This is a genomic window from Streptomyces sp. CBMA123, assembly GCF_014596465.1.
Lineage (GTDB): Bacteria > Actinomycetota > Actinomycetes > Streptomycetales > Streptomycetaceae > Kitasatospora.
Genome location: NZ_MECK01000434.1, coordinates 1 through 22,867 on the forward strand (window position 1 = coordinate 1; position 22,867 = coordinate 22,867).

At 73.2% G+C, this 22,867-nt stretch carries 18 protein-coding genes and 2 tRNA genes; 10 read left to right on the forward strand and 10 right to left on the reverse strand.

The window, feature by feature from the left end:
• On the forward strand, nt 1–301 hold a 301-nt coding region (locus BG452_RS32750; protein WP_223243069.1), incomplete at its 5' end, for a phosphoribosyl-dephospho-CoA transferase MdcG domain-containing protein.
• Nucleotides 302–307: 6 nt separating this feature from the next.
• On the opposite strand, the gene BG452_RS32755 is transcribed toward BG452_RS32750, so the two are convergent.
• The 4 genes from BG452_RS32755 to snpA (BG452_RS32770) form a co-directional block, all read right to left on the reverse strand.
• The gene (locus BG452_RS32755) at nt 308–2,383 is read right to left on the reverse strand and encodes a phosphocholine-specific phospholipase C (RefSeq protein WP_188308009.1); all 2,076 of its coding nucleotides are present in this window, start codon (nt 2,381–2,383) and stop codon (nt 308–310) included.
• Nucleotides 2,384–2,573: 190 nt separating this feature from the next.
• On the reverse strand, nt 2,574–3,233 hold the full coding sequence (locus BG452_RS32760; protein WP_188307985.1) for a pentapeptide repeat-containing protein: 660 nt from the start codon (nt 3,231–3,233) through the stop codon (nt 2,574–2,576).
• A gap of 202 nt (nt 3,234–3,435) precedes the next feature.
• A complete protein-coding gene (gene snpA, locus BG452_RS32765; RefSeq protein WP_188307986.1) occupies nt 3,436–4,059 on the reverse strand; it encodes a snapalysin in 624 nt (207 codons plus the stop codon).
• Between the two features lie 334 nt (nt 4,060–4,393).
• Nucleotides 4,394–5,029 carry a snapalysin gene (gene snpA / locus BG452_RS32770; protein ID WP_188307987.1) on the reverse strand — a complete coding sequence of 212 codons (636 nt, stop codon included), beginning with the start codon at nt 5,027–5,029 and terminating at the stop codon, nt 4,394–4,396.
• A 269-nt stretch (nt 5,030–5,298) separates the two neighbouring features.
• Between snpA (BG452_RS32770) and BG452_RS32775 the strand changes: the two genes are divergently transcribed.
• Nucleotides 5,299–6,273: a LysR family transcriptional regulator gene (locus tag BG452_RS32775; protein WP_317621340.1), complete on the forward strand. Its 975-nt coding sequence runs from the start codon at nt 5,299–5,301 to the stop codon at nt 6,271–6,273.
• Nucleotides 6,274–6,361: 88 nt separating this feature from the next.
• Here BG452_RS32775 and BG452_RS32780 read toward each other — a convergent pair whose 3' ends face one another.
• Nucleotides 6,362–7,567 carry a low temperature requirement protein A gene (locus BG452_RS32780; protein ID WP_223243070.1) on the reverse strand — a complete coding sequence of 402 codons (1,206 nt, stop codon included), beginning with the start codon at nt 7,565–7,567 and terminating at the stop codon, nt 6,362–6,364.
• Between the two features lie 571 nt (nt 7,568–8,138).
• Complete coding sequence (locus BG452_RS32785; RefSeq protein WP_188307989.1) at nt 8,139–9,845, reverse strand: ABC transporter family substrate-binding protein; 1,707 nt, start codon at nt 9,843–9,845, stop codon at nt 8,139–8,141.
• A 329-nt stretch (nt 9,846–10,174) separates the two neighbouring features.
• Between BG452_RS32785 and BG452_RS32790 the strand changes: the two genes are divergently transcribed.
• The 4 genes from BG452_RS32790 (at nt 10,175) to BG452_RS32805 (ending at nt 14,415) form a co-directional block, all read left to right on the forward strand.
• The gene (locus BG452_RS32790) at nt 10,175–11,155 is read left to right on the forward strand and encodes an ABC transporter permease (protein WP_188307990.1); all 981 of its coding nucleotides are present in this window, start codon (nt 10,175–10,177) and stop codon (nt 11,153–11,155) included.
• A gap of 16 nt (nt 11,156–11,171) precedes the next feature.
• The gene (locus BG452_RS32795) at nt 11,172–12,149 is read left to right on the forward strand and encodes an ABC transporter permease (RefSeq protein ID WP_188307991.1); all 978 of its coding nucleotides are present in this window, start codon (nt 11,172–11,174) and stop codon (nt 12,147–12,149) included.
• Nucleotides 12,146–14,251 carry a dipeptide ABC transporter ATP-binding protein gene (locus BG452_RS32800; RefSeq protein ID WP_188307992.1) on the forward strand — a complete coding sequence of 702 codons (2,106 nt, stop codon included), beginning with the start codon at nt 12,146–12,148 and terminating at the stop codon, nt 14,249–14,251. Before BG452_RS32795 ends, BG452_RS32800 begins: the two co-directional genes overlap by 4 nt.
• Before the next feature lie 90 nt (nt 14,252–14,341).
• Nucleotides 14,342–14,415 (forward strand) — tRNA-Lys (locus BG452_RS32805).
• Nucleotides 14,416–14,518: 103 nt separating this feature from the next.
• On the opposite strand, the gene BG452_RS32810 is transcribed toward BG452_RS32805, so the two are convergent.
• Both BG452_RS32810 and BG452_RS32815 read right to left on the reverse strand, forming a co-directional pair.
• Nucleotides 14,519–15,403: an alpha/beta fold hydrolase gene (locus BG452_RS32810; RefSeq protein ID WP_188307993.1), complete on the reverse strand. Its 885-nt coding sequence runs from the start codon at nt 15,401–15,403 to the stop codon at nt 14,519–14,521.
• Complete coding sequence (locus BG452_RS32815) at nt 15,400–16,335, reverse strand: DUF998 domain-containing protein (protein ID WP_411293057.1); 936 nt, start codon at nt 16,333–16,335, stop codon at nt 15,400–15,402. The genes BG452_RS32810 and BG452_RS32815 overlap by 4 nt, the downstream gene beginning before the upstream one ends.
• 124 nt (nt 16,336–16,459) lie before the next feature.
• On the opposite strand from BG452_RS32815, the gene BG452_RS32820 reads away from it, so the two are divergent.
• From BG452_RS32820 to BG452_RS32830, 3 genes are all read left to right on the forward strand, one after another.
• Nucleotides 16,460–16,533, forward strand: a tRNA-Lys gene (locus BG452_RS32820).
• Nucleotides 16,534–16,755: 222 nt separating this feature from the next.
• On the forward strand, nt 16,756–19,152 hold the full coding sequence (locus tag BG452_RS32825) for a transglycosylase domain-containing protein (RefSeq protein WP_188307994.1): 2,397 nt from the start codon (nt 16,756–16,758) through the stop codon (nt 19,150–19,152).
• Nucleotides 19,153–19,367: 215 nt separating this feature from the next.
• The gene (locus BG452_RS32830) at nt 19,368–20,513 is read left to right on the forward strand and encodes an EamA family transporter (protein WP_188307995.1); all 1,146 of its coding nucleotides are present in this window, start codon (nt 19,368–19,370) and stop codon (nt 20,511–20,513) included.
• Here BG452_RS32830 and lepB read toward each other — a convergent pair.
• Both lepB and BG452_RS32840 read right to left on the reverse strand, forming a co-directional pair.
• The gene (gene lepB, locus BG452_RS32835) at nt 20,476–21,087 is read right to left on the reverse strand and encodes a signal peptidase I (RefSeq protein WP_188307996.1); all 612 of its coding nucleotides are present in this window, start codon (nt 21,085–21,087) and stop codon (nt 20,476–20,478) included. The genes BG452_RS32830 and lepB overlap by 38 nt on opposite strands.
• A gap of 432 nt (nt 21,088–21,519) precedes the next feature.
• Nucleotides 21,520–21,855 carry a chorismate mutase gene (locus BG452_RS32840; RefSeq protein ID WP_188307997.1) on the reverse strand — a complete coding sequence of 112 codons (336 nt, stop codon included), beginning with the start codon at nt 21,853–21,855 and terminating at the stop codon, nt 21,520–21,522.
• A gap of 236 nt (nt 21,856–22,091) precedes the next feature.
• Between BG452_RS32840 and BG452_RS32845 the strand changes: the two genes are divergently transcribed.
• Nucleotides 22,092–22,517 (forward strand): OsmC family protein, encoded by a 426-nt coding sequence (locus BG452_RS32845; protein ID WP_188307998.1) that lies wholly within the window; start codon nt 22,092–22,094, stop codon nt 22,515–22,517.
• Nucleotides 22,518–22,867: the final 350 nt, after the last annotated feature.

The window sequence follows — 22,867 nt, forward strand, 5'->3', positions numbered from 1 at the left end:
CCCCTGGGGCCCGATCGGCGCGGTCGGCTACGAGCTGGGCACCGGCGTCCCGGTGGCCGGGCCGCTGAGCCCGCTGCGGCTGGTGCTGCGCGCCCCGCACCCGGTCAGCCGGCGGGACGCGCTGCAGCTGCGCCGGGCGCTGAGCAGGCTGCCGGTGCCGGTGCAGGCCGAGCTGGAGACCCGCTACGGCGCCGTCCAGCTCGCCGAGTACGCGGCGGGGGTGCACACCTTCACCCTGCTGACGCCGTACGGGCCCCGGGAGGTCCACGATCCGTGGTTCCCCCGGGGCCCGTACGGGTAGGCGAGGTCAGCCGCTGACGCTGGGCGCGCCCGTCTCCAGGTGGCCGGTGAAGCGCTGCGACCAGGTGGCGTCGGCGTCCACCGTGACGGTGAAGTCGTACCAGCCGTTGTTGTAGGCGACCGCGTTGAAGAAGTCGCTGACGCTGCCGCCGGCCGGCACCTGGTACGTCCAGGGGCCGTCCGTGCGGTAGTTGCCGGACGTGATGGTGAAGGTCATCGAGGCGCTGCCGGTGTTGGCCAGCTTGAAGTAGACCGCCGGCTTGCCGGTGCCCGGCTCGACCGCGTACGAGGCGGTGACGGCCGCGTTCTTGCCGGCCTTGGTGGCGTCGCCCTTGAAGCGGCGCAGGAAGCGGTTGGGGCCGACCACGGTGAGGTCGTAGGGGCCGCCGCCGAAGTTGGTGCCGCAGTTGAAGAAGTCGCTGGTGCCGGCGCCCGGGTCGACGGTGTACTGCCAGGGGCCGCCGCCGCGGTAGGCGTTGGCGTAGGCGGCGAAGTGCGCGGCCCGGGTGGCCACGGTGCCGCTGTTGTCCATCCTGATCCAGACCTTCATCACTCCGCCCGAGCCGAACTCCAGGTGGTCCAGGTTGGCGTTCGGCTGGTACGGCAGGGCACGGGCCGGGCGGGTGCCGGGCTCCTGCGCGGGCAGCGCGTTGTTGCTCGGCGCGGGGTTGGGCAGCGGGCCGCAGGTGGACAGGCCGATGGTCTGCGAGGTGTCGGGCAGCGTGGGCATGCCGTACACCGGGTTGGCGAAGTCGAAGACCGAGGTGAGGTCGCCGCAGACCTGGCGGCGCCAGGCGCTGATGTTGGGGCTGGTGGCGGGCTGCCCGAGGGCGGCCGTCCACACCTCCAGGAAGCGCAGCACCGAGGTGTGGTCGAAGGTCTCGGAGTTGACCCAGCCGCCGCGGGTCCACGGGGAGACGGCGATCAGCGGGACGCGGAAGCCGAGGCCGATGTTGGTGGAGTTGCAGAACTCGCCGGCGGTGCCGGCGGGGGCGGCCGGCGGCGGGACGTGGTCGAAGAAGCCGTCGTTCTCGTCGTAGTTGATCAGCAGGACGGTGGAGTTGAACACGTTGGGGTCCGCGTTCAGGGCGTCCATCACCAGGTGGACGAAGTGCGCGCCGTCCTCGGGGGTGGCGTAGGGGTGCTCGGAGGACTGCTGGTCGGCGACGATCCAGGAGACCTGCGGCAGGGTGCCGTTCTGCACGTCGGCCCGGATCGCGGCGGCGATGTCGTCCGGGGTCCGGCCGGTGACCTTGGGCACCGAGCCCATGCCCTTGACGGCCAGCGGGCTGCCGGCCGCGGCGCCGGTGAACTGGCTGAAGTAGGCGAGGGCGTTGTCGCCGAAGTTGTCGGCGGCGTTCTGGTAGACCTTCCAGCTGACGCCGGCGTTCTCCAGCGCCTCGGCGTAGGTCTGCCAGCGCAGGTTGGACTCGGAGCCGCCGTCGTAGGCCGGGCCGCCCGCGGTGCCGGCCGGGTCGATCGTCCCGCTCCAGTGGTAGGTGCGGTTGGGGCCGGTCGCGCTGAGCACCGAGCAGTGGTAGGCGTCGCAGATGGTCCAGTTGTCGGCCAGCGCGTAGTGGAACGGGATGTCGGCGCGCTGCAGGTAGCCGAGGGTGCGGACGGTGCCCTTGGCGGACACCCAGGAGTCCATCTTGCCGCCGTTCCAGGCCCGGTGCTGGTCGGACCAGGCGTGCGAGAGGTCGCCGTTGCACTGCGCCTGGGTCTCCGCGGAGCCGCTGTTGCCCGAGGGGTTGAAGGCCCACGGGTACTGGCGGGCGAACAGGCCGTTCGGCTGGTTGAAGACGCTGTAGCCGCCGGAGATCTGGATGGCGGCCTTGTCGGCGAAGCCCCGGACGCCCTTGAGGGTGCCGAAGTAGTGGTCGAAGCTCCGGTTCTCCTGCATCAGGATCACCACGTGCTGCACGTCGGTGATGGTGCCCGTGGTGCTGAGCGTGGTGCTGGCGGCGGTCGCGGCGGCGGCGCTCGGGGCGGCGGCGCCCACGACGTCGGCGCCGGCCACCGCGAGGCCGGCCGCGGTGGCGCCGGACAGCGTGACGAACTTCCTACGACTCAACTCGGCCATCAGACCGGTCCGTCCCTTCACTGGCGATGTTGTGTACACAACTCGGGGCCATCGATCGCGGAGCAGTCTCCACCGCGGCCGCAGCGGCCACCAGATGCGCGCAGCAGGGTTGTCGGACTGTTCGCCCGGGTGTCACCGAACGACGCCGGGCTGAACGCCCGGCTGATGCGACAAGGAGGAGGTGAACCGGTCAGCGGTCCTTGACCTCGATGCCCAGCGCCTGGGCGAACTGCGGCGCCAGCTCCAGCAGTTGGCTGGTGCTGATGACCGCCCCGCGCAGCCCCTGGTGACCGTCCGCCAGCCCGAGCCGGACGGCCCCGCGCAGATCGGTCTTGCTCAGGACGGCCCCGCGCAACCGGACCTCCTCCAGCGTCGAGCCGGGGAAGGACACCCCGGTCAGCTTCGCCTCGCCGAAGTCCACGTCGCGCAGCAGGCAGTCCTCGAACACGACGTCCCGCAGCACGGCCGACCGCAGGTTGACCGCCTCCAGCTTGCAGCCGCGGAACACCACCCGGCGCAGCGCGGCGCCGTACCCGGCGACCCCGGCCAGCACCCCGCCGACGAAGGCGCTGTCCTGCCACTCGGTGTCGCTCAGGTCGCAGGCCACCCAGCGGCCGGCCTGCACCCAGACCTCGTTGAACCGGGCCTGGCGCAGCTTGACCCCGCTGAACGCGACCCCGGTGAAGGCGCACTCCAGGAAGGCCGCCCCGGCGCCGGACTCGTCGGTGTGCTCGCCGCCGTCGAAGTGCGCGGTGTCGTAGCGCTCGTCGCTGCGCAGCGGGCCGGTGTGCGGGCGCAGCAGGTCGGCGTACGGGAGGTCGGCGAGCTGCTCGGGGACGGAACGGGGCATGGCGGCGGCGCCTTTCGGATCGGGGGCGAACGGGTCTCGCCCGCATGCTCGCACGCGCCACCGACAGTTCCGTCCGCACGGACCGCTGCCCCGCCGGCCCCGCCGCCCCCGCCGTCGGCTCGGCGGCGACGCCCCGGCCCGGCCCGGCCCGGCCGACGGCGGACGCGGCCGGGCCGGGGCGCTCAGCGGGTGCCCGGGCGGATCAGCCGCGCGCCCAGAGCGAGTTGACCCGGCTGCGCTCGGTGCTGTTGGGGTACGGGTTGGTGCAGGAGGTGCCGGGGCCGCCGCCCGACATCAGCTCGCTGCACGGGCCGGAGTAGTGGTCCGGCAGGCCGAGCACGTGCCCGGTCTCGTGGGCCGTCACCCGGACCGAGTTGTACTGCCGGTTCTGCTGGTAGTCGAGGAAGACGTAGCCGCGCCCGTGCCCGTCGGTGCTGGCGTACGAGCCGCGGCTGTCGTTGCCCTCGTAGTAGCGGAAGTCGGCGGCCGAGCCGGCCTGCAGCCTGACGTTGCTGACCGAGCCGTTCCAGATCTGCGCGGCACTGGCGATCTGGTTGCGGAAGGTCGGGGCGGAGCTGGCGTCGTAGGTGACCACGACGGTGGCCAGGGCCGGGTTGGCGGCCTGCTTGGCCTTGGCGGAGGCCATCACGGCCTGGAAGAACGCCTGGTTGTTCGCCGTCTCCTCGGCCGAACCGGCGTACGTCGAGGCGGTGTAGCCCTGCACCGCCGGGGCGGCGGGGGCCGCGGCGGCCGCGGTGGTGGGCAGCACGGCGAGGCCCGCCGCGAGGGCGAGGCCGAGGGTCGCGGACAGCACGGATCGCTTCATGTGGGGGCTCCTGAAGGGGTCCTGGAGGCAGGGGGGCTCCGGTCCTTGGCGCCGTGCCGGGTTGGGGGCCGGCTTGGGGGACGCCTGGCGACCGGGTGTCCCCAGAGCTTCGGGCAGCCCTGCGGCCGGGCGGATGATGTCAACCCGCGATAGCCCGGTCCAATACCCCTGTGCCCCGCCGGATTTCGGTCGCCTTTTACTCGTCTTGACCCAGCCATGCCCCTGGCATTCCGTTCCGGGGGCGGCTAGGCTCCCGGACGGGGAAGTACCCGTGCGGTGGCCCGCCCGTTTCCGGCCGGGCGGGCCACCGCGCCCGATTCACCTGCCGGGCACGTCAGTTGGCCGTTGCCACGCCGTTCGCCCAGAGTGCGTCGACCTGTGCGCTCTCGTTGGCGTCGGGGTGCGCGTTGGTGCAGGACGGGCCGGGGCCGTGGCCCGACATCAGTTCACTGCACGGCCCCGAGTAGTCGTCGGGCAGGCCCAGTACGTGCCCGGTCTCGTGGGCCACGATCCGCAGCGAGTAGTACTCCTGGGCCTGCTGGTGGTCGATGAAGATGTAGCCGTGCCCGTGTCCGTCGGTGCTGGCGTACGATCCGCTGCCGTCGCCCTCGGTGTACGAGAAGTCGCCGGTGCCGCTGGTCTCCTGGAGCTGGACGTTGTGCACCGAACTGTTCCAGATCTGCGCGGCGTTGGCGATGTCGCCGGCGAAGGAGGGGGCGTTGGTGGTGTCGTAGGTGACGGTGACGGACTGCAGCCACGGGTCGGCGGCCCGCCTGGCCTCGGCGGAGGCCATCACGGCCCGGAAGAACGCCTGGTTGTTCGCCGTCTCCTCGGCCGAGCCGGCGTACGTCGAGGCGGTGTGGCCGGGTGCGGCCGGGGCGGTGGGTGCGGCGACGGCGGCGGTGGGCAGGGCCACGAGCGTGGCGGCGAGGCCCAGACCGAGGGTCGCGGACAGCACGGATCGCTTCATGTGGGGGCTCCGAGTTCACGGTGCGCCGGTCCGCCGGGGCCGGTGGGGGCCGGTGGGGGCGGCTGCGGCGCGCGGTGGGGGCCGTCCCGGCCGGGGCCGGGGCGGTGTGGTGTCCCCGAGCTTCGACCCGTCCGGGCCCGTCGCGGATGATGTCAACCCGCGATAGCCCGGCCGCCTACCGGTGGGTATCCGCCGTGCGTGCCGTCGGCCTGCCTTGACTCTCTGTCATGTCCTTGGCGATACGGCTCGATGACGTCTATGCTCCCGTCGTGGAGCTCGACGTGAGACACCTCCGGGTGCTGTGCGCGATCGCCGACACCGGCAGCCTCCGCAAGGCCGCGCTCCAACTCGGCATGACCCAGCCCTCCCTCACCACCCAGCTGCACCGGATAGAACGGGCCATCGGCGGGACCCTGTTCACCCGCGAGCAGACCGGAAGCCGGCCCACCGCGCTCGGCCACTCGGTGCTGTCCCGGGCCCGGCCGGTGATCAGCGAGATGGCCGCCCTGGTCGCCGCCGCCCGCCAGGAAGCCCGGGACACCACCGGGCCCGACCGGCAACGACGGCTGCGGATCGGCAGCGTCGGCAGCCGGGCCGTCGCCGCCTGGCTGCGCCGGGTGCACGAGCGGCTGCCGGACACCGACACCACCATCCACGTCGACATCTCCGCCAGCGCCCTGCTGCGGATGGTCGCCGCCGACCAACTGGACGTGGCCTTCGTCTACGAGAGCGAGGGCTTCCCGCTGCGGGTGCCGCCGGACGCCGAGCACCGGGTGCTGATGGCCCGCGAGCCGCAGTTCGTCGCGCTCGCCGCCGGGCACCCGGCCGCCGCCCGCCCGGTCGTCCACCTGGCCGACCTCGCCGAGGACACCTGGATGGTCGACCCGACCGCCGACCACGAGTACGCCGCGATGCGCCGGGTCTTCAGCGAGGCCGGGCTCAACCCCCGGGTGGTGCAGGTGCGGGACAACACCACCGCCGCCGAACTGGTCGCCTCCGGCGAGGCCGTCCGCCCCTGCCAGCCGACCTCGCTGCCCGGGCCCGGCACGGTGGTCCGCCCGGTGCACGGGGACCCGTTGGCCGTCCGGCTGCTGTTCACCTGGCGCCCCCGGGTGCTCAGCCCGCCCGCCCTGGACGCGCTCTACGGCGAACTGCGCGCCGCCTACCTGGACCTGGCCAAGGTCAACCCGGCCTACCTGGCCTGGCTGGCGCGGCACGAACCGGTGCTGCTGGGGCGCCTCTGAGCGGGGCCCACATCCGACGGCCGCCCGGCCGGGCTCACACCCGCCGCCCGCCGAGCGAGGGTCACGGCCGGCAACCGCCCGGCCGGGTTCACCCCCGGCGGCCCTCCCGGCTGTGGATCAGCACGCCCACCGCGATCATCAGCGCGCAGACCAGGCCCGCCGCCGGCACCCCGGACCCGCCCAGCGCGGTGCAGGCCAGCACCAGCGCCGCCCCGACCGGCGCCACCGACTGGGCGACCAGGCCGCGCTTGGTGTGCCGGGAGTGCAGGTACCAGACGGTGACCAGGTAGACCGCGGTCGGCACGGTGACCGTCGCGGCGGCGGCCACCTCGGAGATCTCCGCCTTGTGCACCGCCGACTCCACCGCCACCTCCAGCCCGGCGCCGATCGCCGCCGCCGAGCCGAACACCAGGTAGTGCCCGTAACCCCAGGCGAAGGCCTGCCGGTTGGAGCGCAGGTGGTCGTGGACGGGCCGGGCGAAGTAGATCCACCAGGCCGCGAAGCAGATCAGCAGCCCGCCGGCCGCCACCGGCACCAGCCGGCCCAGCTCCTCGTGCTCATCCACCGCCGACTGCACCGCCACCGTCGCGGCGGCCACCGTCTCGCCGAGCACGATCAGGGTGAACAGCCCGTACCGCTCGGCGATGTGGTGCGGGTGCCAGGAGGTCTGCATCCGCAGCTCGGCGACCACCGGCACGGCCAGCTCGCACAGCACCCCGACCGGGATGACCACCGGCCGGGCGGCGTCCGGCAGGAAGAGCAGCACCGTCCAGCCGACCTGGCAGATCGTGATCCCCACCGCGTACCGCAGCGCGACCCTGCGCGCCTCGCCCTGCTCGCTGGCCGCCGCGCGCAGCCACTGGGTGACCATCGCCAGCCGCATCACCACGTAGCCGGTGATCGCCAGCCGCAGGTCCTGGGTGGCGAACAGCCTCGGCACCCCGGCGGCCAGGATCAGCACGCCGGCGATCTGCACCAGCGTGGTGATCCGGTACGGCACGTCGTCGCAGTCGTACGCGGAGGCGAACCAGGTGAAGTTCATCCAGGCCCACCAGATGGCGAAGAAGGCGAGGGCGTAGCCGCGCAGGCCCTCGCCGTAGTGCCCGGCCGCCAGGGAGTGGGCGAGTTCGCGGCCGGCCTGGCCGACCGCGACCACGAAGCAGAGGTCGAAGAAGAGTTCCAGCGGGGTGGCGACCCGGTGCGACTCGTCGCGGGCGCGCGGGACCATCCGGCGCACCGGGGGCGGGTCGACGTGGTGCGCTCGGGGTGCCGCGGCGGCGGGTTCACTGGACATCGGTGCTGCTCCGGGGGTCGGGAGGGGCGGACGGGGCCCGGGAGGGCCGCCGTCCCGCGCATCCTGGCAGCGGCCCGGGCCCTGCGCACGCACCGGCGCGGCGCGCGCGGCGCCGGGCTCGGAGGGGTGCGCGCACCACCGGTTCGCGCACCGATCCGCGCACCGGTTCGCCCACCGATCCGCGCACCGATCCGCACCCGTGCGACAACTCCGTTCGAACCCGGGCACGATGCCCCTTTATGCCCCTTTTCTCCTTGCCGTCAGCGAGAGTTGACGCCTCGGTGCGCGAAGTGGGTGACAGCGCGGCGGGTTTCCGGGCGCGCCCCGCGCGCTGCACCGCGCCCGGCCCGGCGGCCCCGCTAGATTCGTCCCCGGTTGGAAGCGAGCGCGGGCCCCCTGCGGGGCCCCACGACACGGGCGGCCTGCGGGCAACGCGGAAGGTCAAGGCCGGTGGCAGGACAGCGGGGGCGGCGGAGCCGACCCACCCGTGTCCGCACCACCGGCCTCGTGATCACCGCGCTGCTCGCCAGCGCCTGCCGTGCGGTCGCCCTCGCCGCCTCGGCGGCCCGGGCTACTTCTCCCAGCCGACCTTGCTGTAGTCCTCGCTCCCGAGGCCGAAGGCACCGTAGTTGGCGAGTCCCTTGCGGACCGCCGCCACGACCGGCCGCTGGTAGAGCTCGACGGTGTGGCCGAGCTCCCAGATCTTCGCGTCCGCCTGGTTGTAGAGCTTCGCGGCCTCCGCCGGGTCGACCGTCCCGGCCGCCTTCTTCAGCAGGTCGTCGATCTCCTGGCTGCCGAGGCGCGAGGGGTTCTGGAAGGAGTTGTCGCCCACCGGCAGCCGGAAGTTGGCCAGGCTCTTGGAGTTCGGGAACGAGTCCGTGTTGCGCCAGCTCGCGAGGTCGAACTTGCCCGGGGTGACGTACTTGGCGAAGAAGTCGTTGGCGGCCACCTTGTCCAGGTCGACCTTGACCCCGGCCGCCTGCCACATCGCCGTCGCCGCGGTGGCGAGGTCGAGCTGGGCCTGGGGGGTGCCGTCGCTGAGCACCCAGTGCAGCTCCAGCTGCTGCCCGTCCTTGGTCCGCGGCTGACCGCTGCCGGAGTCCTTCCAACCGGCGTCGTCCAGCAGCTTCTTGGCGGCGGCGAGGTCGAAGGTGGCCCAGTCGCCGGAGTTGTCCTGGTAGCCGGCCTGGTTGGGCATGATGATGTGGTTGCCGAGCGGCTTGAAGACCACCGGCACGCCATTGTTGGCGATCTTGATCAGCGCCGAGCGGTCGAGCGCCTTGCCGAGCGCCTGACGGACCTTCCGGTCGGCCATCACGCCGTTCCCGCCGAAGGAGATGTGCACCTCGTCCCACGGGCTGGCGGCCCGGATCACGGTGTCCTTGGCGTCCTTGAGCTGGCCGTACGCGGCGGCGGTGCCGGCCGAGGCGAGGTCGATCTCGTTGTTGAGGTAGGCCTGGATGCTCGCCGACTTGTCCATCACCCGGAAGGTGATCTTGTCGAGCTTGGCCCTGGTCCCCCACCAGGCCGGGTCCGGAACCAGGCTGAGGGTCTGCGCGGTCTTGTCCGCCGTACCGATCTTGAACGGGCCGGCCGTGATCGGGATCCGCTCCACCCAGCCCTTGTTGAAGTCGTCCGGGGTGGAGATGCCCGCCGCCGGGATCAGCGGGCGGAACAGGTTCTGCCAGTCCGCGTACGGCTGGGCGAAGGTGACCTTCACCTCGGTCGGGTCGGCGCCCTGCTCGACCGCGGAGATCAGCTCGTAGCCGGACGGGTCGGCGATGTTGTACGCCGGGTCCTTGCCGTTGCTGGTCTGCCAGTCCGCCTTGAAGTCCAGGTAGCTGAGCGGCTTGCCGTCCGACCACTTGGCCTTGGGGTTCAGCTTGTACGTGACGACCTGCGGCGAGGTCGAGGTGACCTTGGCGTCCACCAGGTAGTTCGGGTTCGCCTGGAAGGTGCCGGAGGAGTCGGTGCCGAACAGCGTCGGCTCCAGCGTCCGGATGAGGCCCACCGTGTCGGTGTAGGAGCCGCCGTCGACCTGGAGCGGGTTCCACTGGGTGATCCACTGGTCCAGCTGGAAGCGCACCTCGCCGCCGTCCTTGACCTGGTCCAGCGGCTTGGCGTTGATGTCCTGGGAATCCTGTCTCGGGGGCTCGCTCTTGGCCACGTCACCGGACGAGCCGCCGCCGCCCGAGGTGCACGCGGTGACCGCCAGCGCGACGGCGACGGCGAGGGCGGCCGTCCGGCCGAGGCGGCGGGCCGTACGGGAAGCGTCCATGAGGGTCCCCCTGGGATCGATGGCAGGAGTTGGGTCGCCGGAGGCATGACCGGGCTTGAGCGTGGGCACTCAATCCGGCACCGAGCCAGAGGAACGTAACAGCGGATCAGATCCGCCACCAGGGGGAGGAACGCACACCTGATCCAGACGTCACACGGGGCAATCCCGTCGCAACACCGCGGCCGCACCGCGGTGCTTCACTCTGACCTGCGTGTTCCCAACCACCCGTCCCACCCTGCCGCCTGACGCCCCGACCGGGCCCCGACCGAAGGCCACCAGCCGATGCCCCCCAGACGCGTCGACCCCGCCCCCACCCCGGGCAGCCGCTGATGCTCCGCTACCTGGCGAAGCGGCTGGCCTACTACGCGGCGCTGCTGCTCGCCGCCGTGTTCCTGGCGTACGCGATCTCCGCGAGCGCCCTCCAGCCGCGCACCTACTTCGACGCCAAGGTGCCACGCCCGTCCGCCGAATCGGTCGAGCGCCAGCTCACCGCGCTCAACCTGAACGACCACACCCCGGTCGTCGAACGCTTCGGCCACTGGGCCGGCGACCTCCTCCACGGCGACCTCGGCCGGACCATCCACGACACCCCGGTCACCGACGACTTCGGCCGCCGGGTCTGGGTGTCGCTGCGGCTGCTGCTGATCGGCAGCCTGCTCGGCACCGTCCTCGGCGTCGCCGCCGGCGCGTGGAGCGCGGTGCGCCAGTACCGGATCTCCGACCGGGTGCTCACCGTGGTGTCCTTCGTGCTGCTCTCCACCCCGGTCTTCCTGGTCGCGCTGTTCCTCAAGAACGGCGCGATCGCCGCCAAGGACGCGGCCGGCCACGAGGTCGTCCCGTTCACCGGCTACGAGACCCCCGGGCTGACCGGCGGCGTCGGCGCCCACCTCGCCGACTGGGCCCTGCACCTGCTGCTGCCCACCGTCTCGCTCGCCCTCGGCGGTCTCGCCACCTACAGCCGCTACCAGCGCGGCACCATGCTCGACGTGCTCGGCTCCGACTACCTGCGCACCGCCGAGGCCAAGGGCCTCACCCGCCGCCGAGCCCTGCTCAAGCACGGGCTGCGCACCGCCGTGATCCCGATGTCGACCATGTTCGCCTACAGCTTCCTGGCCATCTTCACCGGCGCGATCTTCACCGAGACGATCTTCGGCTGGCACGGCATGGGCGAGTGGCTGATCCAGTCGATCAACGAACAGGACGTCAACTCGGTCGTGGCGATCAACCTGTTCACCGCCGTCGTCGTGCTCGCCTCCGGCTTCCTGGCCGACACCCTGCACGCCGCCCTCGACCCGCGCGTGCGGGTCTGACCGGAGGTGAGCTGAGATGACCGTCGTCGCCGAGTCCGCCGGCCCCGACTCCCCCACCGGCTCCCCGGCCGGCACCACCGGACGGCCGCGGGCCACCGGCCGGGGCCGCCTCGTCCTGGCCCGGCTGCGCGCCGCCCGGGGCGCCGTCGCCGGAGCCGTGCTGATCCTGCTGCTGTTCGTGCTCGCCTTCGGCGGCCCGTACCTGACGCCCTGGGACTACGCCGCCCCCGACTTCACCGCACTGCACCAACCCCCCTCCGCCGAACACTGGTTCGGCACCAACGGGGTCGGCCAGGACGTGTTCGCCCAGACCGTCCGGGGGCTGCAGAAGTCACTGATCATCGGCCTGCTGGTGGCCCTGTTCTCCACCGTGCTGGCCTCGCTGGTCGGCGCCTGCGCCGGCTACTTCGGCGGCTGGACCGACCGGGCGCTGATGTTCCTGGTCGACCTGATGCTGGTCTTCCCCAGCTTCCTGATCATCACCGTGGTCTCGCCCCGGCTGCGCAGCAGCGGCTGGATCGCCTTCGTGCTGCTGCTCGCCCTGTTCAACTGGATGATCACCGCCCGGGTGGTCCGCTCGATGACCGTCTCCCTGCGCGAGCGCGAATTCGTCCGCGCCGCACGGTTCATGGGCGTCCGGCCACTGCGGATCATCAGCCGGCACATCCTGCCGAACGTCGCCTCCTTCCTCATCGTCGACGCCACCATCGCGGTCGGCGGCGCGGTGATGAGCGAGACCGCGCTCTCCTACTTCGGCTTCGGCGTCCGGCCGCCGGACGTCTCGCTCGGCACCCTGCTCGCCGCCGGGACGACCGAAGCCCCGGTGTTCCCCTGGATGTTCTACTTCGCGGCCGGGCTGCTGGTGCTGTTCGTGCTCGCCGTCAACCTGGTCGGGGACGGGCTGCGCGACGCCCTCGACCCCACCGCCGAGGGCGCGCCCCGTCGTTCCCGTCGGGCCCGCCGCGCCGACCGTTCCCGGAGGACGCCGAAGTGACCACCGCCGTCGAGACCCCGCTGCTCGCCGTCCGGGACCTGCGGGTGGAGTTCGCCGGCCCGCACGGCCCGGTGCCCGCCGTCCGCGGGGTGGACCTCACCCTGCGGCGCGGCGAGACCCTCGGCATCGTCGGCGAGTCCGGCTCCGGGAAGTCCGTCACCGCGCTGTCCGTGCTCGGGCTGCTGCCGGGCACCGCCCGGGTCGCCGGCTCGGTGCGGCTCGACGGCCGGGAGCTGGTCGGCCTGCCCGGGAGGGAACTCGCCGCGATCCGCGGCCGCAAGGTCGCCATGGTGTTCCAGGACCCGTTGTCCGCCTTCACCCCGGTCTACCGGATCGGCGACCAGATCGCCGAGGCCGTCCGGGTGCACCAGCCGGTCGACCGGGCCACCGCCCGCCGCCGGGCCGCCGAACTCCTCGACCTGGTCGGCATCCCGGCGCCCGACCGGGCCCTGGACAGCTTCCCGCACGAGTTCTCCGGCGGCATGCGCCAGCGCGCGATGATCGCCATGGCCATCGCCAACGAGCCCGACATCCTGCTCGCCGACGAGCCCACCACCGCACTGGACGTCACCATCCAGGCCCAGGTGCTCGACGTGCTGCGCACCGCCCGGCGGGAGACCGGCGCGGCCCTCGTCCTGGTCAGCCACGACCTCGGGGTGATCGCCGGTGCCGCCGACCGGGTCGCCGTGATGTACGCGGGGCGGGTGGTCGAAACCGCGGGCGTGGACGAGCTGTTCGCGGCCCCGCGCCACCCCTACACCCTCGGGCTGATCGGCGCGCTGCCCCGGCTGGACGGGCACGGCGGCCCGCTGGTGCCGATCCCCGGCGCCCCCGCGCCGATGGCCGAACTGCCGCCCGGCTGCCCGTTCGCCACCCGCTGCCCGCTGGCCGAGGACCGCTGCTCGACGGCGGAGCCCGAACTGGAGGGTGCGGACGGGCACCTGGCCGCCTGCGTGCGCTCGGCGGAGCTGGCCGAGCGGCGGCCCGCACCGAGCGAGGTGTACCCGGTACCGGAACTGCCGGCCGGGCCCGTGGCCGGGGACCGCTCCGGGCGGGCACCGGTGCTGTCGGTGAGCGGGCTCGGAAAGACGTTTCCGCTACTCAAGGGCACGGTGTTCAAGCGCAAGGTCGGCGAGGTCTACGCGGTGGACGGCGTCGACCTGGACCTGCGGGAGGGCGAGACCCTCGGCCTGGTCGGGGAGTCCGGCTCGGGCAAGTCCACCACCCTGTTCGAACTGCTGAGACTGGGCGCCCCGGAGACCGGCCGGATCGAACTGCTCGGCCACGACACCGCCCGACTCACCCGGGCCGAGGCCCAGCGGCTCCGGGCCGAGCTGCAGATCGTCTTCCAGGACCCGATGGCCAGCCTCGACCCCCGGATGCCGATCGGCGACATCGTCGCCGAGCCGCTGCGCGCCCAGCACGCCCCGCGCGAGGAGATCGCCCGCCGGGTGCCCGAGCTGCTGCGCCAGGTCGGCCTCGACCCGGACCACGCCGTCCGCTACCCGCACCAGTTCTCCGGCGGGCAGCGCCAGCGCGTCTCCATCGCCCGGGCGCTCGCCGTCCGGCCGAGGCTGCTGGTACTGGACGAACCGGTCTCCGCCCTGGACGTCTCGATCCAGGCCGGGGTGCTCAACCTGCTGCAGTCGCTCAAGGCCGAGCTCGGACTGTCCTACCTGTTCGTGTCGCACGACCTCTCGGTGATCCGGCACCTCGCCGACCGGGTCAGCGTGATGTACCTCGGACGGACGGTCGAGCAGGGCGAGGTCTCCGCCGTCTTCGACCGCCCCCGCCATCCGTACACCCGGGCCCTGCTCTCCGCCGTCCCGCTGCCCGACCCCGCCGCCGAACGCGCCCGCGACCGCATCCTGCTCGCCGGGGACCCGCCCTCCCCCACCGAGCGCCGCACCGGCTGCCCGTTCCGCACCCGCTGCCCGCTCTACGCGGGGCTAGGGGACGCCACGGCCCGGGCGCGCTGCGAGCAGGAGCGGCCGACGCTCGCCGGGGACGGGGCAGGGACCGGGGCAGGGACCGGGGCAGGGACCGGGGCAGGGACCGGGGCGGCGGCGGACCACCAGGCCGCCTGCCACCATCCGGGGTGACGGGGGACGTCGCGCGGTGACGCCGGGTGATCGGCCGAATACGATTCGGCGGATCGGCCCGGCGCCGTGTACTGTCTTCCACGTCAGCAAGCGCCGCTAGCTCAGTTGGTTAGAGCAGCTGACTCTTAATCAGCGGGTCCGGGGTTCGAGTCCCTGGCGGCGCACATGGCAAGGTCTCAGGCCGTCCACTCCGGTGGGCGGCCTGAGGCGTTTCCGGGGGCCGTCGAGGGGATCCCGGGCAACCGGGCGCCCGGACCGTCGAGCGCCTCAGCGGGTGTCGAGAACGGCGGAGGCCACCGCGTCCGGGCGGTCGAACATCACCAGGTGCCCGGCCGGCGCCGTGGTCCGGAAGTCGGCCCCGAGCAGCGCCGCCAGCTCCCGCTGCCCGGCCAGCCAGGACTCGGTGCCGCTGGTCCGGCAACCGTCGTCGGCGGCCAGCACGGTGATCGGCAGCTCCTCGGACAGCGGACGGGTGCGGCGCAGCCCGTCCAGTTCGGCGGCCATGTCGAGGTAGCGCCCGTTCTCCCGGAGCAGCGCGCGCAGGGCCCGGCTGGTCCGGTAGCAGTGCCGGACCAGCGGCGCCGGGGCCAGGTCCTCGTGCCGGACGGTGGACAGCCGGGCGGTCACCCGGCGGGCGGTCGGGCCGAGCAGGTACGGCACGGCGAGGGCGGACGCGGCGCCGGCCACCGCCCGGGCCGCGAGATCCCGTACGGCCGGTGCCGGGTACGGGCGGGCCCCCGGTTCCACGCTGCCGTCGACCAGGACCAGCCCGGCGGCCCGCTCGGGGTGCAGCCGGGCGAAGGCCTCCACGTGGAAGCCGGCCAGCGAGTGGCCGACCAGCGTGCAGGGCCCGTCCAGTCCGAGGCCGTCCAGCACCGCCCGGATCCGCCCGGCCTCGCCGACCAGCGTCGGGGCGGGCCGCTGCCCGGTGGCGGGCTCGGCGGCGCTGAGTCCGTAGCCGGGCCGGTCGAAGCGGACGACGGTGCGGTAGGGGGTGAGGAAGGGGACGACGAGGTCCCAGTCGAACCAGCTGCTGCCGAGGCCGCCGGTGAGCAGGCAGACCGGGCCGCTGCCCTCGGTGCGCACGTGCAGCGGGACGCCGTCGATGCGCAGGAAGCGCGCCCGGGTGACGGGGGCGGCGGGGGTGGTCATGCCGGCCTCCGGCCGAGGACCGAACCGCCGGGGGTGTCCTCCTCGTACGGGCCGTGCCGGCCGTCCGAGCAGGGTGGGGCGTCCGAGTCTGAGCCGTCCGGGGCCGCCGAGCGGGGTGGGGCATCCGAGTCGGAGCTGCCCGAGTCCGAGCCGTCCGGGGCCGCCGAGCGGGCCGAGCGGGCGACGGCCACGGCCAGGACGCCCAGCCAGAGCGCGACCAGCAGCACCTGGAGCCGCTGCCCGGCGCCGAGCGCCCAGGTGCCGCGGCCCGCCTGGAAGGCGGCGATCGCCCCGAGGCTCCAGCCGGTGGCCAGCAGTTCCGCGCCGAGCAGCCAGGGCCCGAGCCGGCGCACGGCCGGCCAGCGGTGGTGCCGGCGGGCGGCGACGGTGAGCGCGGCCAGCCCGGCGAGCACGCCGAGCATGGCGAGGCTGCTGGTGACGGCGTGCGCGGTGTGGGTGGCCGGGACCAGCCCGGCGGTCTCCCGGGCGGCGCACATCTCGTCGCTGGTGGGGGCGCAGCTGAGCGGCAGCCGGGAGTCGGCGGCGGTCGCGGCGCCGAACAGGGCCAGGGCGGACCAGCCGGCCAGGGCCCAGCGGTCGCGGCCGGGGGCACCGGGGCGCCGGGCCTGTCCGGTGCCGAGGGCGGTGCCGGCGGCGGCGAGGACGCAGAGTCCGGCGGCCAGGTCGGTGGCGCGGAAGAGGCCGCCCAGCGGCTGGTCCTCGGCGGCGAGTTCGCTGATGTACGCCTGCACCGGGTCGAGTCCGGTGCTCAGCACGACCTCCAGCACCCACGCGGTGTACGCCACGGCACTGAGCAGCAGCAGGGCGGCGACCGTCGTCCGTGCGCGGTCCGGCCGCTTCCGGGTGCGGGAGCGTCGGGGGTCGGGACGTCGGGGGTGGGGGCTGGGGTGTCCGGGCTGGGGGCTGGGCACGATTCCACCCTAACCGGGCAAGAACTCCACCCCAACCGGGAGGAAACGGGCGCCCGGAGCACCGGCGGGGCGGGCACGGTTCGAGGCACTCCCCGGAACCGTGTATTGTTTTCCAGGTCGGCAAGCGCCGCTAGCTCAGTTGGTTAGAGCAGCTGACTCTTAATCAGCGGGTCCGGGGTTCGAGTCCCTGGCGGCGCACAGACAGTTGGGGAGTCTCTCGCAGCAGCGAGGGGCTCCCTGATTTTTTGCCCTCGATGTCCGTTTTATGTGTGATGTCGGTCTCGATTGCCGTTCCGGTGGAGCCATGGGGCCCGCCCGGCTCGTCCAGGGCAGTAAACCGGAATCGGGACAAAGGTCCCTAACCACCGATGTCCCCGTCTGTGCAGGCTGGCCCGGTCCGCCCGCAGGAAAGGCCGCGCCTTGTTCCGTAACGCCCAGAGCAGCCGGCCACCGATCGGCCTCCGGCCGGTCAAACGGCTCAAGCGCTCCACCACCACGCCGGGCGGCAAGAAGCCCCGCCGGCCCAAGCGCACCGGCTGGCGCCGGCTGATACCCAGCTGGCGGATGACGCTACTCGGCCTCGCCTCGGCGCTGCTGCTCGGCGTCGGCCTGTTCGTGCTGGGGGTCGCGCTGGTGAAGGTCCCGGACGCGCACGCCGCCGCGACCGCGCAGAGCAACACCTGGCTCTACTCCGACGGCTCGGTGATCACCCGCACCGGCCAGACCAACCGGCAGAACGTCGGCCTGGACAAGGTCTCGCCCGCCGCCCAGCACGCGGCGCTGGCCGCCGAGGACCGCAACTTCTACAACGAGGGCGCCGTCAACGTGCAGGGCCTGGTCCGGGCCGCCCTCAACACCGCCAAGGGCGAGGGCACCCAGGGCGGCTCCACCATCACCCAGCAGTACGTGAAGAACACGTACCTGGACCAGAAGCAGTCGATCACCCGCAAGGTGAAGGAACTCTTCATCGCGATCAAGGTGGACGCCACCGAGAGCAAGGACGAAGTCCTCTCCGGCTACCTGAACACCTCCTACTACGGCCGCGGCGCCTACGGCATCCAGGCCGCCGCCCAGGCGTACTTCGGCATCGACGCCTCGGCGCTCAGCCCGGCCCAGGGCGCCTACCTGGCCACCCTGCTGAACGCCCCGAGCGCCTACGACGTGGCCACCGCGACCCCGGCGGGCAAGCAGAACGCCGTCAACCGCTGGAACTACGTCATGGACGGCATGGTCAAGCAGGGCTGGCTCTCCGCCGACGAGCGGGGCAGGACCACCTTCCCGGACGTCAAGGACCCGCAGCCCAACCCGGGCCTGTCCGGCCAGTCCGGCTACCTGGTGGACGCCGCCACCCAGTACCTCACCTCGAACAGCATCATCAGCGAGACCGAGCTGGCCAAGGGCGGCTACACGATCAAGCTGAGCATCGACCCGACCCGCCAGCAGGCCCTGCAGGACTCCGTCCAGGCGCAGCTGCGCGACACCCTGAACCCGGACAAGCGGAAGAAGGACGCGGCCGCCCAGGCCGGCGCCGCCTCCGTGGACCCGAAGACCGGCGCGGTCGTCGCCCTGTACGGCGGCGTCGACTACGTGAAGCACTACGTCGACAACGCGACCCGCCGCGACTACCAGGCCGGCTCGACCTTCAAGGCGATCGCGCTGGCCGCCGCCCTCGAGAACAACGCCAAGACCCAGGACGGCCGTACCATCACCCCGCGCACCGTCTACGACGGCACCAGCGGCCGCAAGGTCCGCGGCGGCAAGGGCACCCCGTACGCGCCGCCGAACGAGGGCGACAAGAGCTACGGCCAGATCACCCTGCAGCAGGCCACCGACTGGTCGGTCAACTCGGCCTTCGCCCAGCTCGCGCAGGACACCGGGCTGCAGAAGGTCAAGGACACCGGCATCGCGCTGGGCCTGCCCGGCAGCACCCCGGGCCTGGACCCGGTGCCCTCCATCCCGCTGGGCGCGGCCACCCCGAGCGTGCTCGACATGGCCGGCGTGTACGCCACCCTGGACAACGGCGGCAAGCAGATCACCCCGTGGCTGGTGCAGTCGGTGGACCGGGCCGGCGAGGCCGTGCAGCTGCCCGCGCACAAGACCACCCAGGCGATCAGCGCGGACACCGCCAACCAGGTCACCTCGATGCTCCAGGGCGTGGTGAGCGACCCGGGCGGCACCGGCTGGCGGGCGAAGGCGCTCGGCCGTCCGGTGGCGGGCAAGACCGGCACCACCGACGACCAGAAGTCCGTCTGGTTCGTCGGCTACACCCCCGAGCTGGTCACCTCGGTGGCCCTGTTCGGCCAGGACCCGGGCACCGGCGCCCAGGTCAGCCTGAGCGGCGTCGGCGGGATCGACGGCGCGGCGGGCGGCCAGTACCCGGCGCAGATCTGGACCAGCTACATGAAGGCCGCGCTCAAGGGCCAGCCGGTCGGCGACTTCCCGACCCCGGCGGACGGCGGCGACTCCGGTGCCACCGACCTGCCGACCGCCCCGAGCACGCCGAGCAGCACCCCGTCGACCGGCAGCGCCACGCCGAGCACCGGCACCGGCACCGGCAACCAGCAGGGCGACAACTCCGGCGCGACCTCCTCGGGTGGCTCCGGCTCGGGCGCCGACACCGGCGGGAACGGCACCGCGCCGACCACGGGCCCGACCACCCAGCCGACCACCCAGCCCACCTCGCGGCCCACCGGCCGGCCGACCTCCCGGCCGACGCCGACCACCCAGCCCACCACGGGCCCGACCACCCAGCCGACCACCCAGCCCACCGGCGGGACGGACGTGCTCTCCGGGGCGGGGGCCGGGACCGGGAACTGACCGGCTCCGGGCCACCGAAGCCCGCTGGATCACCGACCTCGGTCGCTGATCCGGCGGGCTTCGGTGATCCGGCGGGCTTCGGTGTGGGTCCGTACGTCGGTTCATCGATGCACCGGCGCACCCGGGTGAGGGTGCCATGACGGACAGTTGGAACCAGGACCGAATGACGAAATGGCGCCTTACCCAAGCGCCGGTATGACTGTCAGAATGCGCCGGTGCACAGATCAACGGCCTCGCCCACCCTCCCTCCGGGCAGATCCCTCGGCCTCGGACTCGCGCTGGTCTCCGCCTTCGCGTTCGGCGGCTCCGGCACCGCGGCCAAGCCGCTGATCGAGGCCGGGCTCTCCCCCATGCACGTGGTGTGGCTCCGGGTCACCGGCGCGGCGGTGGCCCTGCTGCCGATCGCCTACCGGCACCGGGACGCCGTCCTGCGCCGCCCCGGTCTGCTGATCGGCTTCGGCCTGCTCGCCGTGGCCGGCGTCCAGGCCTTCTACTTCGCCGCGATCTCCCGCATCCCGGTCGGCGTCGCCCTGCTCATCGAGTACCTCGGGCCGCCGCTGCTGATCGGCTACGTCAAGTTCGTGCAGCGCAGACCGATCACCCGGGGCGCGGCCATCGGCGCCGGCGTCGCGGTGGCCGGGCTCGCCTGCGTGGTGGAGGTCTGGAACGGCCTGAGCTTCGACGCCGTGGGCGTGCTGTTCGGCCTCGGCGCGGCCTTCTGCCAAGTCGGCTACTTCCTGCTCGCCGACGCCGGCCGCCGGGGCGAGCGCCCGGTCGACCCGCTGGCCGTCAGCGCGTACGGGCTGCTGATCGGCGCCGTGCTGCTCACCGTCCTCACCCGGCCCTGGCAGGCCGACTGGAGCCTGCTCGGCGGGTCCGTGGTGATGAACGGGCACAGCCTGCCCGCGCTGGTCCCGGCCGCCTGGATGGTGCTGATCGCGACCGTGCTCGCCTACCTGACCGGCGTGATCTCCGTCGGGTACCTCTCGCCACCGGTCGCCGGGGTGGTGGCCAACCTGGAGGCGGTCGTCGCCACCGTGCTGGCCTGGGTCCTGCTCGGCGAGCACCTGGGACTGCCGCAGGTCACGGGCGGTCTGCTGGTGCTGGCGGGCGCGATCGCCGCACAGACCAGCAAGCCGCCGGCGGTGGAGGTGGAGGAGACGGTGGACGGCGGGGCGGTCACCGCCGCCGTCGCCGGTTCCGTTCCGGTCGTCGCCGCAGCGGCGACGGCCTTGGACACGGCGGCGGCCTTGGGCGCGACGGCCTTGGACACGGCGGCCTTGGACACGGCGGCGGCCGGGGCGGCTGCCGCCGACCTTGAGGTCAGCGTCCGGCCCAGCCGAACCAGTCGAAGTGGCTGACCGGCCACACCACGGCCGACACCGGGCCGACCACGTTGCCCACCGGCACGGCGCCGCCGCCCGGGCCCTGCCGGTGCCAGCGGGAGTCCGCCGAGTCGCTCCGGTGGTCGCCCTCGACCCAGATGTAGCCCGAGGGCACCGTCACCGGGCCGAAGTCCATGCCCGCGCAGGAGTCGTCACCGGGGTGCAGGTACGGCTCGTCGACCTTCTTGCCGTTGACGCTCAGCGTGCTGCCGGTGCACTGCACGCTCTGGCCACCGGTCGCGATGACCCGCTTGACCAGGTAGTTGTCGTCCTTCGGCGGCACCAGTCCGACGAAGCTCAGCACCGAACTCACGGCACTGGTGAACGGGTTCGAGTCGACCGGCTGCGGCGGCAGCCAGTTCCCCGGGTCCTTGAAGACCACCGGCTGCCCCGGCTCCGGCTCCCAGCCGGTCAGCGGCGCGAGCTTGTTCACCCCGACCCGGTCGCCGACCCGCAGGGTGTTCTCCATCGAGCCGGACGGGATGGTGAAGACCTGGAACAGACAGGTCTTGATCAGCAGCGCGACCACCAGCCCGACGACCACCATCACCGGCAGCTCGATCCACCACGGCCGGGGCCGACCCCCCGCCCGGCGGGCCTTGCGACCGCGCGAGCCACCGGCGCGGCGACGGGCCTCGGCACGGCCCCCGGGCGCGTCCTGGGCGTTCCCGGCGACCGGTACGGCCGGTTGAGCCGGTACGGCTGACACGGCGGATTCGCCGGGAGCTCCGCTCGGCGTTTCGGGCAGGTTCACCGCCATCGTCGCTGCTCCACCTCTCCGGCTGGGGAAACCTGCACGCTACGCCAACCGGGGTGCCGTGCGAAATCCGGGACTTAGCCGCCCCTGACATCACCGAACGGCGGGCCGGCGCCGGAGGGCGGCCCTGGTCACCGTCGGCGGACGCCGGCCGGATGGAGCCCGCCGGGAACGCTGCCGCCGACGGCGAGGCGCCCTCCGGCGTCGGACTCAGCGGCGGTGCGCTCAGGCGCGGGCGATGGCCTCGTGGTGGCGGATGACCTCGGCGATGATGAAGTTCAGGAACTTCTCCGCGAAGACCGGGTCGAGCTTGGCCCCGGCGGCCAGTTCCCTCAGCCGCTTGATCTGGTCCCGCTCCCTGGCCGGGTCGGCCGGCGGCAGCTTGTGCTCGGCCTTGAGCCGACCGACCCGCTGGGTCGCCTTGAAGCGCTCGGCCAGCATGTGGACCACGGCGGCGTCGATGTTGTCGATGCTCTCGCGCAGGCTGGTCAGCTCCGCCCGTACCGCGTCGTCGATCCCCTCGGGCGCGCCGGCGTGGGGGGTCGTGGGCTGGTCCGTCATCGGGGCGGCTCCCGGTGTCTGGGGTGGGCGCCCGGCCGTACGGCGGCCGGGCTCGGGCCCGGGCAAATCTAACAGGGCCGCCACGCCGGACCGGCACCGTTCGGCGGAACCGTCCGGCATCCGGACAGCCGACGGACCGTCCGCCGTCCGGCTCCGCGGCCGGGCTGCCCGTAGGGTGGTGCACGCATGACCGGAAGTGACGACTCAGCAGTCCCTCAGCACTGGAGGAACCGATCGTGGCAACGACTCGCACCGCCCGCACCGCCTGGGAGGGCGATCTCCTGCACGGCAAAGGGCAGGTGACCTTCGCCTCCTCCGGGATCGGCGACTACCCGGTCTCCTGGCCGGCCCGTGCCGAGGAGCCCAATGGCAAGACCAGCCCCGAGGAACTCATCGCGGCCGCCCACTCCGCCTGCTTCTCGATGGCCCTCTCGAACGGCCTGACCAAGGCCGGCAATCCGCCCGCCAAGCTGGACACCCAGGCCGATGTCACCTTCCAGCCCGGCACCGGCATCACCGGCATCCACCTGACCGTCACCGGTGACGTGCCCGGGCTGGACGAGGCCGGCTTCGTGAGCGCCGCCGAGGACGCCAAGGCCAACTGCCCGGTCAGCCAGGCCCTGACCGGCACCACCATCACCCTCACGGCCAAGCTGGCCTGACCGGGGCGCACCCCGGCCCCGCCCCCGGCGCGCAACCAGCGCCCGGGGGCGCGGCTTCGGCGCACGCGCCCCCGCCGCACCTCACATGAGGTGGACCGGGGGCGTCCGAACGTTCCGCCATGCATGATCCCAAACGGGGCGAATCACCCTGCCGGCGGTCACCGCGCGTTGCCGTCCCGGCCTATGATCGGCCGAAGCGCCCTGTTCTCCACCCGGGTCCCCGCGCGACAGCGCCCCACGGCGGACGCCCCGCAGCGGACCGGCCCCGAGACCCCGACAGAGTGCGGAGCCGGCCACCGGAATCCCGATCGGCCAGGCGGACCATCGTCAAGCGTCAGCAGCGGACGGGA

Bases quoted from the DNA above. Each gene is read 5' to 3' on its own strand.
- BG452_RS32755 (WP_188308009.1), bottom strand. From the start codon at position 2,383: ATGGCCGAGTTGAGTCGTAGGAAGTTCGTCACGCTGTCCGGCGCCACC.
- BG452_RS32760 (WP_188307985.1), bottom strand. From the start codon at position 3,233: ATGCCCCGTTCCGTCCCCGAGCAGCTCGCCGACCTCCCGTACGCCGAC.
- snpA (WP_188307986.1), bottom strand. From the start codon at position 4,059: ATGAAGCGATCCGTGCTGTCCGCGACCCTCGGCCTCGCCCTCGCGGCG.
- snpA (WP_188307987.1), bottom strand. From the start codon at position 5,029: ATGAAGCGATCCGTGCTGTCCGCGACCCTCGGTCTGGGCCTCGCCGCC.
- BG452_RS32780 (WP_223243070.1), bottom strand. From the start codon at position 7,567: ATGTCCAGTGAACCCGCCGCCGCGGCACCCCGAGCGCACCACGTCGAC.
- BG452_RS32785 (WP_188307989.1), bottom strand. From the start codon at position 9,845: ATGGACGCTTCCCGTACGGCCCGCCGCCTCGGCCGGACGGCCGCCCTC.
- BG452_RS32790 (WP_188307990.1), top strand. From the start codon at position 10,175: ATGCTCCGCTACCTGGCGAAGCGGCTGGCCTACTACGCGGCGCTGCTG.
- BG452_RS32795 (WP_188307991.1), top strand. From the start codon at position 11,172: ATGACCGTCGTCGCCGAGTCCGCCGGCCCCGACTCCCCCACCGGCTCC.
- BG452_RS32810 (WP_188307993.1), bottom strand. From the start codon at position 15,403: ATGACCACCCCCGCCGCCCCCGTCACCCGGGCGCGCTTCCTGCGCATC.
- BG452_RS32840 (WP_188307997.1), bottom strand. From the start codon at position 21,855: ATGACGGACCAGCCCACGACCCCCCACGCCGGCGCGCCCGAGGGGATC.